The 15,842-nt window shown below is 42.8% G+C and carries 17 protein-coding genes; 13 read left to right on the forward strand and 4 right to left on the reverse strand.

Annotation, left to right across the window (positions count from 1 at the left end):
* Positions 1-14: 14 nt before the first annotated feature.
* Both murP and murQ read right to left on the reverse strand, forming a co-directional pair.
* A complete protein-coding gene (gene murP, locus FVA69_RS01555; RefSeq protein WP_164528298.1) occupies positions 15-1,481 on the reverse strand; it encodes a PTS N-acetylmuramic acid transporter subunit IIBC in 1,467 nt (488 codons plus the stop codon).
* A 27-nt stretch (positions 1,482-1,508) separates the two neighbouring features.
* The gene (murQ, locus tag FVA69_RS01560) at positions 1,509-2,420 is read right to left on the reverse strand and encodes an N-acetylmuramic acid 6-phosphate etherase (protein WP_110731454.1); all 912 of its coding nucleotides are present in this window, start codon (positions 2,418-2,420) and stop codon (positions 1,509-1,511) included.
* A gap of 256 nt (positions 2,421-2,676) precedes the next feature.
* Between murQ and FVA69_RS01565 the strand changes: the two genes are divergently transcribed.
* Positions 2,677-3,537, forward strand: coding sequence for a MurR/RpiR family transcriptional regulator (locus FVA69_RS01565; RefSeq protein WP_004265935.1), 861 nt, complete (start codon positions 2,677-2,679; stop codon positions 3,535-3,537).
* 104 nt (positions 3,538-3,641) lie between these two features.
* The gene (gene adiA, locus FVA69_RS01570; protein WP_042851454.1) at positions 3,642-5,909 is read left to right on the forward strand and encodes an arginine decarboxylase; all 2,268 of its coding nucleotides are present in this window, start codon (positions 3,642-3,644) and stop codon (positions 5,907-5,909) included.
* 80 nt (positions 5,910-5,989) lie between these two features.
* On the opposite strand, the gene FVA69_RS01575 is transcribed toward adiA, so the two are convergent.
* Positions 5,990-7,924, reverse strand: a complete 1,935-nt coding sequence (locus FVA69_RS01575; RefSeq protein ID WP_164528299.1) for an ABC transporter ATP-binding protein — start codon at positions 7,922-7,924, stop codon at positions 5,990-5,992.
* A gap of 151 nt (positions 7,925-8,075) precedes the next feature.
* Here FVA69_RS01575 and kefG point away from each other — a divergent pair, with 151 nt between their 5' ends.
* The 4 genes from kefG to slyD all read left to right on the forward strand — a co-directional run bounded on the left by kefG (position 8,076) and on the right by slyD (position 11,337).
* The gene (gene kefG / locus FVA69_RS01580) at positions 8,076-8,630 is read left to right on the forward strand and encodes a glutathione-regulated potassium-efflux system ancillary protein KefG (RefSeq protein WP_004265928.1); all 555 of its coding nucleotides are present in this window, start codon (positions 8,076-8,078) and stop codon (positions 8,628-8,630) included.
* Positions 8,630-10,438 carry a glutathione-regulated potassium-efflux system protein KefB gene (gene kefB, locus FVA69_RS01585; protein ID WP_164528300.1) on the forward strand — a complete coding sequence of 603 codons (1,809 nt, stop codon included), beginning with the start codon at positions 8,630-8,632 and terminating at the stop codon, positions 10,436-10,438. Before kefG ends, kefB begins: the two co-directional genes overlap by 1 nt.
* A gap of 9 nt (positions 10,439-10,447) precedes the next feature.
* Complete coding sequence (locus tag FVA69_RS01590; RefSeq protein WP_164528301.1) at positions 10,448-10,651, forward strand: YheV family putative zinc ribbon protein; 204 nt, start codon at positions 10,448-10,450, stop codon at positions 10,649-10,651.
* An 86-nt stretch (positions 10,652-10,737) separates the two neighbouring features.
* Complete coding sequence (gene slyD, locus FVA69_RS01595) at positions 10,738-11,337, forward strand: peptidylprolyl isomerase (RefSeq protein WP_004265922.1); 600 nt, start codon at positions 10,738-10,740, stop codon at positions 11,335-11,337.
* 80 nt (positions 11,338-11,417) lie between these two features.
* Here slyD and FVA69_RS01600 read toward each other — a convergent pair whose 3' ends face one another.
* Complete coding sequence (locus tag FVA69_RS01600; protein ID WP_004262507.1) at positions 11,418-11,639, reverse strand: SlyX family protein; 222 nt, start codon at positions 11,637-11,639, stop codon at positions 11,418-11,420.
* Positions 11,640-11,885: 246 nt separating this feature from the next.
* Here FVA69_RS01600 and fkpA point away from each other — a divergent pair, with 246 nt between their 5' ends.
* From fkpA to rpsG, 7 genes are all read left to right on the forward strand, one after another.
* Complete coding sequence (gene fkpA, locus FVA69_RS01605) at positions 11,886-12,629, forward strand: FKBP-type peptidyl-prolyl cis-trans isomerase (RefSeq protein WP_004262506.1); 744 nt, start codon at positions 11,886-11,888, stop codon at positions 12,627-12,629.
* 298 nt (positions 12,630-12,927) lie between these two features.
* Complete coding sequence (locus tag FVA69_RS01610; RefSeq protein ID WP_004262503.1) at positions 12,928-13,632, forward strand: helix-turn-helix transcriptional regulator; 705 nt, start codon at positions 12,928-12,930, stop codon at positions 13,630-13,632.
* Complete coding sequence (tusD, locus tag FVA69_RS01615) at positions 13,629-14,033, forward strand: sulfurtransferase complex subunit TusD (protein WP_115166426.1); 405 nt, start codon at positions 13,629-13,631, stop codon at positions 14,031-14,033. Before FVA69_RS01610 ends, tusD begins: the two co-directional genes overlap by 4 nt.
* Before the next feature lie 24 nt (positions 14,034-14,057).
* On the forward strand, positions 14,058-14,417 hold the full coding sequence (tusC, locus tag FVA69_RS01620; RefSeq protein WP_109912908.1) for a sulfurtransferase complex subunit TusC: 360 nt from the start codon (positions 14,058-14,060) through the stop codon (positions 14,415-14,417).
* Between the two features lie 57 nt (positions 14,418-14,474).
* The gene (gene tusB / locus FVA69_RS01625) at positions 14,475-14,762 is read left to right on the forward strand and encodes a sulfurtransferase complex subunit TusB (RefSeq protein WP_164528302.1); all 288 of its coding nucleotides are present in this window, start codon (positions 14,475-14,477) and stop codon (positions 14,760-14,762) included.
* Between the two features lie 136 nt (positions 14,763-14,898).
* A complete protein-coding gene (gene rpsL, locus FVA69_RS01630; protein ID WP_004265905.1) occupies positions 14,899-15,273 on the forward strand; it encodes a 30S ribosomal protein S12 in 375 nt (124 codons plus the stop codon).
* 97 nt (positions 15,274-15,370) lie between these two features.
* On the forward strand, positions 15,371-15,841 hold the full coding sequence (gene rpsG / locus FVA69_RS01635) for a 30S ribosomal protein S7 (protein WP_004262486.1): 471 nt from the start codon (positions 15,371-15,373) through the stop codon (positions 15,839-15,841).
* The last annotated feature ends 1 nt before the right edge of the window (position 15,842 follow it).

The raw sequence follows: 15,842 nt of genomic DNA on the forward strand, positions 1-15,842 counted from the left end.
TGTAAGGGAGGCGATTAGTCTAAATCCACGTTCTTAGTTCCGAAAAAATAAGTAAAAATAAAACCGAATAAGTAGGATGTGAATAACCCGCCCACATAAACTAACATTCCAGGGAACACCCCATCAGCTGACGTCATCATTGGGATAGCGACTAAGCCAGAAGGGCCAAAGACGGTATTCAAACCAACCGGTAAACCCATCCAAGCCACTAGCCCAACAAAGAAACCGCCTGCGGCACCACCTAAACATGCGGTGACAAATGGCTTCATCCGCGGAAGAGTGACACCGTAAATAAGTGGTTCACCGACACCTAAGAAACCTGGAATGATAGCCCCACGAATCTGATTGCGTAACACCGAATCTTTTGCGGCTTTAACATACAACGCTATTGCTGCACCAACTTGGCCACCACCTGCCATCGCTAGGATAGGGAAGAGTGAGTTAAAACCTTGAGTTTCAACGAGTGCCATATATACCGGAACAAAACCTTGGTGCACGCCAAACATGACTGCAATTAAGAATAGCCCAGCAAGTATGGCAGTTCCGAATGGGTTGCTGCTTAAATGAACAAACAGCCATGACATGCCAGAGAATAACCAGCTCCCAATAGGCATGATAAAGATAAACACAGCAGCACCAACAATTAATAAGGTAATTGTTGAGGTTAAAATCATATCAAGGTTAGCTGGGATAATTTTGCGTACCTGTTTTTCAACCCATGCGCCAAAAATACACGCAATCAATACCCCAATAATGTTACCTCTTGGGTCGATAGCCAACCCGAAAAAGCTATTCATGTCAGAATAGAACCCTTTGGCTATTTCAGGGTTATATCCAAGAACAAACAGTGAAGCAATGATGGCACCATTTACCGCGCTACCGCCAAAGGCTTTTTGAGTATTATAACCAATGAGAATGCTTAGAAAGCTAAACAGCCCTTTGCTAAATACTGACATATATAAAATAGTATGTACGAGTAGGGTCTGCTCTTCAGGCTTTGTTGGAAGCCCTGCTGGGAAATAGGTTTGTTTCGCTAGAGTTGCAAAGCCTAATAGTAGGCCGGCAGCAATAAAGCCCGGAATTAACGGTGTAAATATCGTGGCAAATTTGGATAAAAACCGATGAACGGCACTGGTTTGTTTCTTTTTCAGTTGCTGCTTATTTGCGGAGGCAATGTCGTTTAAATCCTGAGGCTGGGTTGTTGCCTCATGGCTATCCTCTTCACCACTATCCAACAGTTGGTTCATTAAGTCTGCGGCAGTTTGTGCTTTACCCGGGCCAAGGATCACTTGCAGCTGTTCATCACTCTCAATGACACCAAGCACCCCTGCGATTTGTTTGAGTGCAGCTTTATCGACTAGTTGGTCATCGTTGAGTGTGAGGCGCAAACGGGTCATACAGTTACCCGCTAATTTAATATTACGGCGTCCTCCAACGTGTTGTAGGACCTGCTGTATCATTTCTATTGTTATTTTAGCCATACTATTTATCCCATTAAAATCCGCAAATTAGGCGGATGAGGCCATATTGAGTGCCGTACGAATAAAACCGTTGTTGTCTAAGAGCAGTTGACGTGCATCATCGGCATTCAAGCCCGATAGCACCATTAAAATGGCAGTTTTGCAGTGTCGATTACATTGTTGAAGGGCGGTTTCTGCAGTAGTTCGGTCACAGTCGGTCGCTTCCATCACAATTTTTGTTTGTCTTTCAATGAGTTTGGCGTTTGTCGCTTCAACATCAACCATTAAATTACCAAACACCTTTCCGATGCGGATCATTGCCCCAGTGGTGATCATATTGAGTACCAATTTTTGTGCAGTTCCTGCTTTCATGCGTGAAGAGCCTGTGACAACTTCTGCACCGACAACGGGAGTGATAGCAATATCTGCGGCATTGGCAATTGGGCTATTTGGGTTACAGCTAATGGCAGCTGTGGTTGCACCAATAGCATTCGCGTATGCTAAAGCTCCTAATACATAAGGTGTTCGGCCACTCGCTGCGATACCCACTAACACATCATTATCATTGAATTGAATGTCTTTGAGGTCTTGTTCGCCAAGTTCAGGTTTATCTTCTGCATTTTCTACGGCACGGAAGATAGCCTGATGACCACCGGCGATTAAACCAACAACTTGCTCATGGGGCGTTCCATAAGTCGGCGGGCATTCACTGGCATCAAGAATTCCTAAACGGCCAGAGGTTCCTGCGCCTGAGTAAATCAGACGACCGCCTTTTAAAAAGGCTGCTGCGACTTTATCAACCAGTTGGGCAATTTCAGGGAGCACTTTTTCAACCGCTAACGGAACGAGTTTGTCCTCATTATTAATGACCTTTAGCATTTCAGCCGTTGATAGTTGGTCGATATTAGTACTGGCTGCATTACGGCTTTCAGTTACCATTTTGCTTAAGTCGATAGTCATAAAAATTGCTCCTAGATCAGTTATTGGGCTAATATTAAGGAATTATTTATTCCTTATATGTGACTAATATCACGGTGCTATCTATTCTATCTTGTGAATATACAAGAATATTTTGTGATTTATTTTACGGACTAAAGTTACGACTCTTTGAATTGTAAGTATTATTTATCAGGCATCAGTGACTTGGTTGAGGAATAATTTATTATTATTTTTTTATCTATAGGTCTGGCTATTACAACTATTATTAGAGGTCACCATGACATTATTGGACATCATTACTTACTCACTACCGCGATTAGCAGAAAATCAACGTAAAATTGCACAATTTATCCTTGAAAATCCCGAAAATGTACTGAATTTATCGTCTCAGCAATTAGCAGAAATTTTAGATGTCAGCCAATCTGCCATCGTTAAGTTTAGTCAAAAAGTCGGGGTGAAGGGGTATCCCGCCTTGAAACTTGCACTTAGTGAGATTATTGGACGCCAGCAACTGAAAGAGGGAGCACCTCATTCCGCTTTACATAACCGCATTGCACCTGATGATAACTTGATGGTTGTTGCTCAGAAATTGGCAATGGAGAAAAATCATTCAATTACAGAAACAACAAAATTAATTGATTTCAGACAGTTTGAACGCATTGTTGAGCGAATAGACCAATCACAGAGAGTACAGATTGTCGGTATTGGTGGGTCAGGCTTAACTGCAAAAGATTTAAGTTATAAGTTACAAAAAATTGGTATTACAACGCTCGTGGAGTCAGACCATCATGTGCAAATTGCGGCGGCACTCACTCTCAATGCTCATGATGTACAAATCGTTATTTCTTTTACAGGGAAGCGTAAAGACATGCTAACAGCAGCGAATATTGCACGTAAGCAAGGGGCATGTGTCATTGCGATTACGCGTGACTGTGATTCACCACTGGGGCAAATTGCTGATTATGTTCTTGAAAGTATTGCGGAGGAAGATGAATGGCGTAGTTCATCAATTTCTTCAAGAACCGCACAAAATACGCTTACTGACCTGATTTTTATGGCGTTATTGCAACGGCGAGAAGCGAAAGCAAAGTCGTTAGTTATGAATGCAAGAGTAGTGATTAATAAATTAGATGAGTGATTAGTGGCTTGAATCCTCATCGATAACTTTGCAATCAAACTTTATTTACGTTAAGACTAATATTATCAGTATTTTGATTTTAAAAAGTTAAAAGGGAGTTATTGATGAGAGCACTCATAGTTTATACGGAATTAACCGATGACGACTCCGTGATTAGCCATGCTGTAGCAAGACTTGCTAGTGAACTTAAAGATGAGCACGTAGAAACCGTGATCATTCGTAATTTTGAAGATGGGATGGCATACATTCGATCAAATACCAGTATTGATTGCTTGTTATATGGCCGAGATATGTCAGACAAGCAAGAACAAACTCAGGCACATCAATTAATTACCCAACTTCATCGCAGACAAGAAGATGTGCCTGTTTTTTTATTAAGTGATCGTGAAGAAGCTTTGACGGCATTCGACCGCAAAATGATGGAGCAAGTTGATGAGTTTGCTTGGATTTTAGAAGACTCCGCTGATTTTATCGCAGGTCGAGTTCTTGCCGCGATAATCCGTTACCGCGCTAATTTATTGCCCCCTTTGATGAAAAGCTTGATTAAATACAGTGATGTACATGAATATTCATGGGCAGCACCGGGTCATCAGGGCGGTGTTGGGTTCACCAAAACCCCGGCGGGCCGCATTTATCATGATTTCTTTGGAGAAAACTTGTTTCGTACCGATATTGGTATCGAGCGAGTTGCCGTGGGGTCACTGTTAGACCATACTGGCGCATTTGGTGAATGTGAAAGAAATGCCGCCCGTATTTTTGGTGCTGACCAATCTTATTCAGTGGTCGTGGGAACATCAGGTTCGAACCGAACGATTATGCAAGCTTGTATGACGGATGATGACGTTGTTGTCATTGACCGTAACTGCCACAAATCTATTGAGCAAGGTTTGATTTTAACTGGAGCAAAACCGGTTTATATGACGCCAAGCCGTAATCGTTATGGCATTATTGGTCCGATTTACCCTCAAGAGATGACACCGGAAGCGATTACTGAAAAAATCGCTAAAAACCCATTAACTTCGGATAAAATTGGCAAACGTCCCGCATATAGTGTAGTAACTAACTGTACTTACGATGGCGTATGCTATCACGCACGCAAAGTTCAGGATTTGCTTGATGAATCATTGGATAGAATCCATTTTGATGAGGCATGGTACGGCTACGCGCGCTTTAACCCTATCTACCGTGACCACTTTGCGATGCGTGATGACCCTAGAAAAGACGATGAACCTACCGTTTTTGCGACTCACTCTACGCATAAATTATTGAATGCACTTTCACAAGCTTCATTTATCCACGTCCGAAATGGCCGTAATGCGATTGATTTTAATCGTTTTAACCAAGCTTATCATATGCATGCGACCACCTCGCCGCTATATGCAATTTGTGCCTCGAATGATATTGCCGCAGATATGATGGACGGCAACAGTGGGCGTTCACTCACTGATGAAGTCATCCGTGAAGCCATCGACTTCCGTCAATCACTGGGCTTCCTATACAAAGAATTTATCAATGATGATGAGTGGTTCTTCAAACCATGGAATCAAGAAATGGTGAAAGACCCAGCAACAGGTAAACGCTATGCATTTGAAGATGCCCCTGTTGAACTGTTGATGAAAGAGCAAAGCTGCTGGGTGATGAATCCTGAAGATAAATGGCATGGTTTTAAAGATATCCCTGAAAATTGGGCGATGCTTGACCCAATTAAGGTAAGTATCTTGTCGCCAGGGATGGGAGATGACGGTAAATTACTGGATAGCGGAGTTCCTGCTGCTTTAGTCACAGCTTGGTTAAATCATTATGGTATTGTGCCAACCCGTACGACCGATTTCCAAATTATGTTCTTGTTTTCGATGGGAATTACGAAAGGAAAATGGGGGACATTGGTCAATGCGCTGCTGTCGTTTAAGCGCCACTATGACAATAATACGGCACTGAAAAAGGTATTGCCTGAAGTGGTTGAAGCGGCTCCTGAGATCTATAGTGAGATGGGGCTACGTGATTTAGGGAATAAAATGTTTGTGTATCTACAAAAAAATAACCCTGGAGGCCAACTAAATCAGGCTTATGAACAACTCCCTGCAGTGATGATGAGCCCGCGCGATGCCTACCAAGAAATTGTTGCTAACCGTGTTGAGTCGGTTCCTTTAGATAAACTCGCCGGGCGTATTGCTGCTAACTCGATTATTCCCTATCCACCGGGTATCCCAATGTTGTTATCGGGGGAAAGCTTTGGCGATAAAAATAGCCCACATATCGGCTATTTACATAGTCTTCAAGCATGGGATAGCGAATTCCCTGGTTTTGAACACGAAACCGAAGGCACTGAAATTATTGATGGCCAGTATTATGTGATGTGTGTGAAAGAATAAGATTCAGTGATGATAAAAACGAAAAGCTATCAAAAGATAGCTTTTCGTGATTTTAATGGATTGTGATGTTTTATAACGAATTAATTTAATTCAAACTCACTAGTCATGGTTTCTAACTGCTCTTGCAATTCCATCCACTCCACTTCCACGTCTTCAAGCGCTGCTTTGTGTTCAGTTTGTTTTTTCAAACATTCCGTCAATTCAGCTTTTTTATCTTGTTCATAGATGGCTGCATCAGAAAGTTTTGCTTCAAGCTCACTCAGGGCATGAGAGTGTTTATCCATCTGCTTTTCCAATTCCGTAATTTTTTTACGGATAGGCTGAGTTAACTGACGAAATTCAGCTTCACGACGTTTTTGATCTTTTCTATCTTGTGCCGTCACCGTTGCAGCGGCTGCTGGCTTATCTTTCTCTTGTTGATCACGCACTTGCTGTAATTCGAGCTTGTTTTGCTCAGCTAGCCATTGTTGGTAATCTTCTAAATCACCATCAAACTGCTCTACAGAACCGCCGTGGACTAAATACAGTTCATCGGTCGTGGTGCGCAATAAATGCCTATCATGGGAAACGACAACTAAAGCGCCTTCGAAGGCCATTAAGGCTTCAGTAAGCGCTTGGCGCATATCTAAGTCCAAGTGGTTAGTTGGTTCATCGAGCAGCAGTAAATTAGGGCGCTGCCAGACGATTAAAGAGAGAACTAAGCGCGCTTTTTCCCCACCAGAAAAACGGCCACTTGGGTCAGTAACTTGGTCACCTTTAAAACCGAAACCACCTAAATAGTCACGTAATTGCTGCTCAGTTTGCTCAGGGGCAAGGCGAGCAAGATGCTGCAAGGGGGATTCTTCAGGGTGCAAATACTCTAATTGGTGCTGGGCGAAATAACCGAGTTTAATCCCTTTTGCGAGGGAGATTTCTCCCTGTAATGGAGGTAAGTCGCCAGCTAACATTTTGATTAAAGTTGATTTACCTGCGCCGTTACGCCCGAGCAGACCAATGCGTGACCCCGGGACTAAGTTCAGTTTGATGGATTGCAAAATGACCTTTTCACCGTAGCCTGCGCTGACTTTTTCCATTTTTAATAATGGATTCGGTAAGCTTTCTGGTTTGCGGAATGAAAAATGGAATGGGTTATCCACATGAGCCGGTGCGACCATTTCCATTCTTTCAAGCATCTTAATGCGGCTTTGTGCTTGCTTGGCTTTGGTGGCTTGCACTCTAAAGCGGTCAATATAACTTTGTAAATGCGCAGCTTTAGCTTGTTGGCTTTCATACAACGCTTGCTGCTGGGCGAGTTTTGTCGCACGTTGGCGCTCAAAAGACGAGTAGTTACCCGTATATTCGAACATGGTTTCTTGTTCGATATGCAGCACTTTATCAATAATCGGGTCGAGGAAATCCCTATCATGGGAAATCAAAATCAGGGTGCCTTGGTAGCTTTTTAACCACTTTTCTAACCAAATGACCGCGTCTAAATCAAGGTGGTTGGTTGGCTCATCGAGTAACAACAGGTCAGAACGGCAAAGCAGTGCCTGCGCGAGGTTCAAACGCATCCGCCATCCACCCGAAAATGATTTTACTGGGGAATCTAGCTGTGTTTGGCTGAAACCTAAGCCATGTAGCAAACTGGAGGCGCGAGAACGAATGGTCCATGCATCAATCGCATCAAGCTGCCCATGAACTACTGCGATGGCATGGCCATCATTTTTTTCATTGGCTTGCTGTAGTTTTTGTTCTAAGGCTCGGAACTCGCGATCACCATCAATGACATATTCAAGAGCGGGCACATCAAGCGCGGGAGTTTCTTGGTTCACCCATGCCATAGACCAATTGCTTGGAAAGGTTGCAGAACCTGCTTCAGCTTGTAATTCGCCTTTTAATAACGCAAGAAGCGTCGATTTACCGCAGCCGTTTTTACCCACTAAACCAACTTTTTGGCCGGGGTTAATAGTCGCAGTGGCATTGTCCAGTAGGACACGAACACCTCGGCGAATTTGGAGTGAAGAGAAAACAATCATAGCAACCGTCTATTAAAAATATGTTAAATTACCCAAATCTACACACCCGAATAATAATACAAAGACTGCAATGTTTAGGGTGTAAACTCTATTTAGCAGGCTGCATGGTAACGGAAAATGTTCCGTCTGACACGCCTTTGAGGAGGGAAAGATGTCAAATACACCGAAAGTGTTGGTGGTCTACGCTCACCCGGACCCCGACGAATCGATGGCTAATAAGGCGTTATTGGGGGCAGTACGTGATTTTGACCATGTGACTGTGCACGATTTATACGCAATTTACCCAGATTATTTTATTGATGTTACCGCGGAGCAAAAATTATTGTGTCAGCACGATATCATTGTTTTTCAGCATCCTCTCTATACTTATAGTTGCCCTGCTTTATTAAAAGAGTGGTTTGATCGCGTGTTAACTCGCCGTTTTGCTACCGACGTGGGGTACCAGAAATTAAAAGGCAAATATTGGCGCTCGGTGATCACGACGGGGGAGCCTATCCACGCTTATCAACATGATGGGTATAATCATTACCCGCTTACAGAAATACTTCGCCCATTTGAATTGACCGCATTAATGTGTGATATGCAGTGGTTAGAACCAACCATTATTTATGCAGCACGTCGGCAGCCTAAAGAACGCTTTGAACAGCTTATCGATGACTACCGTCAATGGATGCAGCAACCGCTAGGTGCGGGAGGGTTATCCTAATGTCAGAACTGGGGCTATTTGAATCCGTTATCATCTTCCTTTGTGCAGGGGTCGTTATGGTACCTATCGCACAAAAAATCCGCTTAGGTGCTGTGCTTGGGTATTTGCTTGCCGGGATCATGATTGGGCCATTTGTTTTCGGCTTTATTCGCAATGTTGATGATATTTTACACTTCTCCGAAATGGGGGTGGTGTTCCTGATGTTTCTTATTGGGTTAGAGCTAAAACCTTCTAAATTATGGGAACTTAGGCGCTCTATTTTCGGTGTGGGCACGCTTCAAGTGGTCGTGACCGCAGCTATCATGGCGTCACTGCTATTTTTAGCCAAATTCTCTTGGCAAGCGGCTATTGTCGGTGGATTAGGTATGGCGATGTCATCAACGGCAATGGCACTTCAATTGATGAACGAAAAAGGGATGTCCAACAAAGAAAGTGGGCAACTCGGTTTCTCTGTTTTGTTATTCCAAGATATGGCCGTTATCCCGATTATGGCGCTGATCCCATTGTTAGCAGGGGATTCAGCAACCAGTGATTGGCAAAAGATTGGTTTGAAGATAGTGGCGTTCGCAGGCTTATGGGTCGTTGGCCGTTACTTATTGCGGCCGATGTTCAGGCTTGCTGCTAAATCTGGCGTTCATGAAATTTTTACGGCTGCCGCCTTATTGGTGGTATTAGGTTCTGCACTCATTATGGAAAGCCTTGGGTTTTCTATGGCTCTGGGAACCTTTATGGCAGGGGTCATGTTAGCGGAAACAGAATTCCGTCATGAATTGGAAATTAATATCGAACCGTTTAAAGGTCTGCTACTGGGGCTATTTTTTATCTCAGTAGGTATGTCATTGAATTTAGATGTGTTGTGGGCCTATTTACCGCAAGTATTGATTGCTGTTGTAGTATTGGTCGCTGTCAAAGCGTTAGTACTTTACGGACTGAGTTTAGCCGCTAGGCTTCGAAATGGTGCGAGAGCGCAATTTTCTGGTGTGCTTAGCCAAGGTGGCGAATTTGCATTTGTAATCTATGCAACCGCCTTTGGTGCAAGTGTGATTAATGAACGGCAAATGGATTTATTGCTGGTGGTTGTCACGCTTTCGATGATGACCACTCCACTTGTGATGCAATTGATAGATGCTTATTTGAACTATCGTTATAATCAACAGCCGGCCTCGAGTGAAAAACCGTTTGTAGAGGATAATGACCCGCATGTTATTTTGGTCGGTTTTGGTCGTATGGGTCAGGTAGTTGGCCGATTATTAATGGCCAATAAGGTTAAAATTACAGTACTAGAACAAGATGTTACGGCGATTAGTACCATGCGCCGCTACGGCTATACAGTATATTACGGCGATGCACGTGAACTGCAATTATTGCGCTCAGCAGGAGCTGATAAAGCCAAATCTATCGTGATTACCAGTGATGTCCCTGAAGAAGTGATGGACATTGTGCAAATTTGCCAAGAAAACTTCCCTAACTTGCATATTATTGCTCGTGCTAAAGGTCGTCTTGAGGCTCATGAGCTATTGCAATGTGGCGTGACTGACTTTAGCCGCGAAACATTCTCGAGTGCGCTTGAACTTGGCAGCAAGGCTTTAGTCAGTACGGGGATGCACCCTCATAAAGCTTATCGTGCCAAGCAGCATTTTCGCCGTTTAGACATGAAAATGCTCAGGGATATCTACCCTGAAAATGAAAATAGTGATAGCGGGCAAATTTCACGCATTAAAGAGGCGCGTCGTGAACTTAATGAGCTCTTTGAGAAAGAAATGCAAAGAGAGCATCGTCAGCCCCATAGTTGGAATAATGAACAGTAAGGGTTAGAAATGGCTTCAATACGTAAACGCTTTATTGCTGGGGCGATTTGCCCTAAGTGTAAGTCACAAGACACATTAATGATGTGGCGTGAAGATAAAATTGATGTCGTTGAGTGTGTCAATTGCGGCGATCAACAACGCCAAGCAGGGGATGAAGCAACTGGTTATGTTAGGCAAAAAGAGCAGGTTATTGGAATTTTTACACCTGAATAATAGAAATTTGTCAATTCTCAATACATCATCATAGTTTTTCGGTACAATTGGCAAAAATTTTTCCCTTACGGGTAGTAGGAGATGTCATGAAAGTAGCAAAAGACTTGGTGGTCAGCTTGGCTTATCAAGTAAGAACAGAAGACGGTGTTTTAGTTGACGAATCACCAGCAAGCGCACCAATGGACTATTTGCATGGTCGTGGGTCTTTAATTTCAGGTTTAGAAAAAGCATTAGAAGGTCGTTCTGTGGGCGAAAACTTCGATGTTGAAGTCGCTTCAGACGACGCATATGGCCAATACGATGACAACTTAGTTCAACGTGTTCCTAAAGATGTATTTATGGGTGTTGATGAGCTAGAAGTGGGTATGCGTTTCTTAGCTGACACTGACATGGGCCCAGTTCCTGTCGAAATCACAGGCATTGAAGGTGATGAAGTTATCGTTGACGGTAACCACATGTTAGCAGGCCAAAACCTGAAATTTAATGTTGAAGTCATGGCTATCCGTGAAGCAACAGAAGAAGAAATTGCACATGGCCACGTCCATGGTGCAGGCGGTCACGACCATGACCACGACCACGAAGGTGGTTGCTGTGGCGGTGGTGGTCATAGCCACGGTTCAGAAGGCGGTTGCTGCGGTGGCGGCGAAGGTCACGGACACAAACAAGGCGGCTGCGGCTGTCACTAATACTCCGTATTAGTGTTTGTAAAAAAAAGGAAGCGAAAGCTTCCTTTTTGTATTTGAAATCAAGAGTTTTATCTTTGAAATCAATAGTGTGGCGGTGGTGTTTCTTCTTCTGGCCTTGCTAAGTGAGAATCTTGGGATGATTTCAGTCTTTCAGCCACAATGCGTAAATGTTCTTGAAGGCGGCTCATTTGCATTTGCTGGTCAGTAATAACCTGGTTAAGTTGCTCAATCGCCAGTTCTTGAAAGGCAACTTTACTTTCTAAAAGTTCTAAGCGTTGTTCAAATGTATCAGATGAGTCCATATCCGACTCTCCTTAAGCGTTTATATCGTAATTAAACCATCATAATAACTGAACATTACAAATCAATAGATAAGTTTTAGTTAAAGATATAGGCGACGAAACGACTTTTTGTTAATGTGGTCTCAGTAGTTATTATATTTTTTTAATACTCAATGGGGTAACGGGGTCTAAACTTAAAGAGCCCTACCCATAAAACGAATAGTTCGCTATTCGAATATAATCGAATAAAAGTTATCGGAGACTAGGATGAAATCACTGTTTAAGGCAAGCCTTTTAGCAACTACGCTAGCATTTACTTTTGCTGCTCCGCAAGTGATGGCAGCGGAAGCCAAAGCACAAAGCAGCGCATTCAAAAACGCAGAAGAGCGTAATGCGTATGCACTGGGTGCGTCTTTAGGTCGCTACATGCAGAATTCTTTAGAAGAGCAAAAAACAATTGGTATTAACTTGGACAAAGCCCAATTACTTGCTGGTGTCCAAGATGCATTTAACGGCAAAAGCAAAATGACCGATGCAGAAGTTGAGGAAACATTGCGTCAGTTTGAAGGTCAAGTCAAAGAAGCTGCCGACAAAAAAATGAAAGAAGAATCAGCCAACAATGAGAAAAAAGGTGCTGAGTACCGCGAAAAATACGCGAAAGAAAAAGGCGTTGTAAAAACCAAATCAGGCCTGCTGTACAAAATTGAAAAAGACGGTACAGGTGCAAAACCTAAAGCAGACGAAACTGTAGTCGTTCATTACAAAGGTTCTCTGATTGATGGCACTGAATTCGATAGCTCATATTCACGTAACGAGCCACTGACTATCCCATTAAATTCAGTGATTAAAGGCTGGACTGAAGGTTTAGTTAACCTGAAAAAAGGCGGCAAAATGCAGTTAGTGATCCCTGCTGAGTTAGCTTATGGTGAAAATGGCGTGCCAGGTATCCCTGCAAATTCAACATTAGTCTTTGATGTTGAATTATTAGATATCAAACCTGCTGCTAAATAATGATTCACTAAGCATTAGTTAAGTGTATTTTGAAGCCCAACACATTCATGCGTTGGGCTTTTTTGTATTTCTCATCAAAAAAAATTCTCAAATTGTTTAAAACTTGTGATAAAACAGACTGTCTTGCATTCATTCGCTTGACGGCAACGCCGTGGAGTTTTAACTTCAGAAGACTCTATTTTATTTTTTATCATCACAATTGTTGGCTACGAACAAAGTAATGAAGGCCAAATAGTCGAATAATGAACGCCTTTTTAGTCAACAGGATGAGTTTTTACATTAGAAGGATGATGTTGAAATGTCTGATTCTATACAATCACACGACCTCAGCGATATTAACATATTGGATAACCAGCCCTTTTCTGAGACAGACCATGAGATTTTAAAATCATATGAAGCTGCTGTGGATGGTCTGGCAATGCTAATCGGTGGGCACTGTGAAATTGTTCTTCACTCTTTAGAAGACCTAAACTGCTCTGCAGTCAGAATCGCAAATGGTCAGCACACTGGGCGTAAAATCGGCTCACCGATTACAGACCTAGCGTTGAGAATGCTGCACGATATGGCAGACGAAGAATCGAATGTCTCGAAAGCTTATTTTACGAAAGCGAAAAGCGGTGATTTAATGAAATCCGTTACTATTGCGATTCGTAACCGTAAGCAACGTGTGATTGGCTTACTATGCATCAATATGAACTTAGATGTACCGTTCTCTGAAATTATTCAATCGTTTGTTCCAGAAACTAAACAAGAAGTCACTTCAGATGTGAACTTTGCCTCTTCAGTTGATGACCTTGTCGCGCAAACATTGGAATATACGATTGAAGAAGTGGGTGGTGATCGTAATGTCTCTAATAATGCAAAAAACAAGCAAGTGGTTCTTAACTTATACGAAAAAGGTATTTTTGATATTAAAGACGCCATCAACCAAGTAGCTGACCGGCTGAATATTTCTAAGCACACGGTTTACTTATATATTCGTCAATTCAAGAGCGGTGAATGAGTAATACAAATTCGCTAACCTACTGCTTAGTTGTGACAGGTCCCGCTTACGGTACACAACAAGCAGCGAGTGCGTATCAATTTGCAAAAGCCCTTCTTGAAGAAGGGCATATATTGAAAACATTATTTTTTTATCGTGAAGGTGTTTTCAATGCGAATCAGCTTACCTCGCCGGCAACAGATGAATTCAATTTAGTTTCAGCTTGGCAAGAACTGGCAAAACAATCAGGGTGTGAAATGCATATCTGTGTTTCTGCAGCTTTGCGCCGAGGGGTTGTTGACCAAGAACAAGCGCAAAGTTTATCACTTCCAACGGCCAACCTTGCTGAGGGCTTTATAATGAGTGGGTTAGGAAGCCTTGCGGAAGCGATGATAACCACAGACCGAACAATTCAATTCTAAGAACAGCTCAATACAAGGTATCGTGTGAAAAAAATAGCTTTTGTCTTTACAACCATGCCCCATGGAAATGCCAGTGGTCGAGAAGGGCTAGATGCATTATTAGCAACTTCAGCACTGACAGAAGACATTCAGGTGTTTTTTCTCTCTGATGGCGTCTATCAGCTTCTGGCAAACCAACACCCTGCTGAAGTGCTTGCTCGGGATTACATCGCAACATTTAAAATATTGCCATTATATGACATTGAAAAAATTTATCTCTGCAGCTCTTCGTTACAAGAACGAGGGTTAGGGGAAAATACCAAATGGGTCGTGACGCCAACAATTCTCAACAAGAAAGAGATCAGAGCGAGAATAGCTGAATGTGATGTGGTGCTTAATTTTTGATCGGTTGTGTGAATTTTGAGCTTGGGTTAAGTTTTGATCTATAGTAGGATCTTTTCTATGCTGTATACATTAGCAACATCTCCATTTAAATGTGATTTTTCTGCGATGCTAGGCTTTATTACGTCGGAAGACGTAGTTTTACTGATGCAAGATGGCGTGGTTGCGGCAGTCGCACAGTCACCTTTTCTTATTGCATTACAAAAAACAGGTGCGCAGTTGTACGCTTTGGATGCCGACATCAATGCTCGCGGGTTGCAAAATACCCTCTCAACCGCAGTTTCTGTAATCACATATCAAGGTTTTGTGAAGCTAACAGAAGTCCAAAAACAACATTTTGCCATATAAAGGCACTAAAAGTTGTATATTTCTTGACACCTGAGCCAGTCAGCAATAAAATTTCGCGTCCTCGTGTATCGTCATGTTGGCGAACGAGGTCAAAATCCGTGTTTACGAAGCAATAAAACCAGGAGCTTTTTTAATAATGGCAACTATTAATCAGCTGGTACGCAAATCTCGTAGCTCGAAAGTTGTTAAAAGCAACGTTCCAGCACTGGAAGCTTGCCCGCAAAAACGTGGCGTATGTACTCGTGTATATACTACCACTCCTAAGAAACCAAACTCAGCATTACGTAAAGTATGCCGTGTTCGTTTAACTAATGGTTTCGAAGTTTCTTCCTACATCGGTGGTGAAGGCCACAACTTGCAGGAGCACTCCGTTATCCTTATCCGTGGTGGTCGTGTTAAAGACTTACCAGGTGTGCGTTATCACACCGTTCGCGGCGCACTGGACTGTTCTGGTGTTAAAGACCGTAAGCAAGCTCGTTCTAAATACGGCGCGAAAAAACCTAAGGCTTAATGGATTTCCGTTAAGTAAGGCCAAACATTTTAATCTTAATGTCAAAATACTCTCGTAGAGTTTTGGACAAACCTGAATTAACAACGGAGTCATATCCATGCCACGTCGTCGCGTAATAGGTCAACGTAAAATTCTTCCAGATCCTAAGTTCGGATCAGAATTACTGGCCAAGTTTGTAAATATCCTGATGGTAGACGGGAAAAAATCTACTGCTGAAGCAATCGTATATAACGCACTTGAAACCCTTGCTCAGCGTTCTGGTAAAACTGAACTTGATGCATTCGAATTAGCACTAGATAACGTGCGTCCGACTGTGGAAGTTAAATCCCGCCGTGTTGGTGGTTCAACTTACCAAGTTCCAGTTGAAGTTCGCCCGGTTCGTCGTAATGCCCTGGCAATGCGTTGGATCGTTGATGCTGCTCGTAAACGCGGTGATAAATCTATGGCGCTTCGCCTGGCAAATGAATTATCAGACGCTGCTGAGAACAAAGGTTCCGCTGTTAAGAAACGTGAAGACGTTCACCGTATGGCAGAAGCTAACAAGGCGTTCGCACACTACCGTTGGTAAT

Origin of the sequence: Providencia sp. PROV004 (assembly GCF_011045615.1) — a bacterium.
GTDB lineage: Bacteria > Pseudomonadota > Gammaproteobacteria > Enterobacterales > Enterobacteriaceae > Providencia > Providencia rettgeri.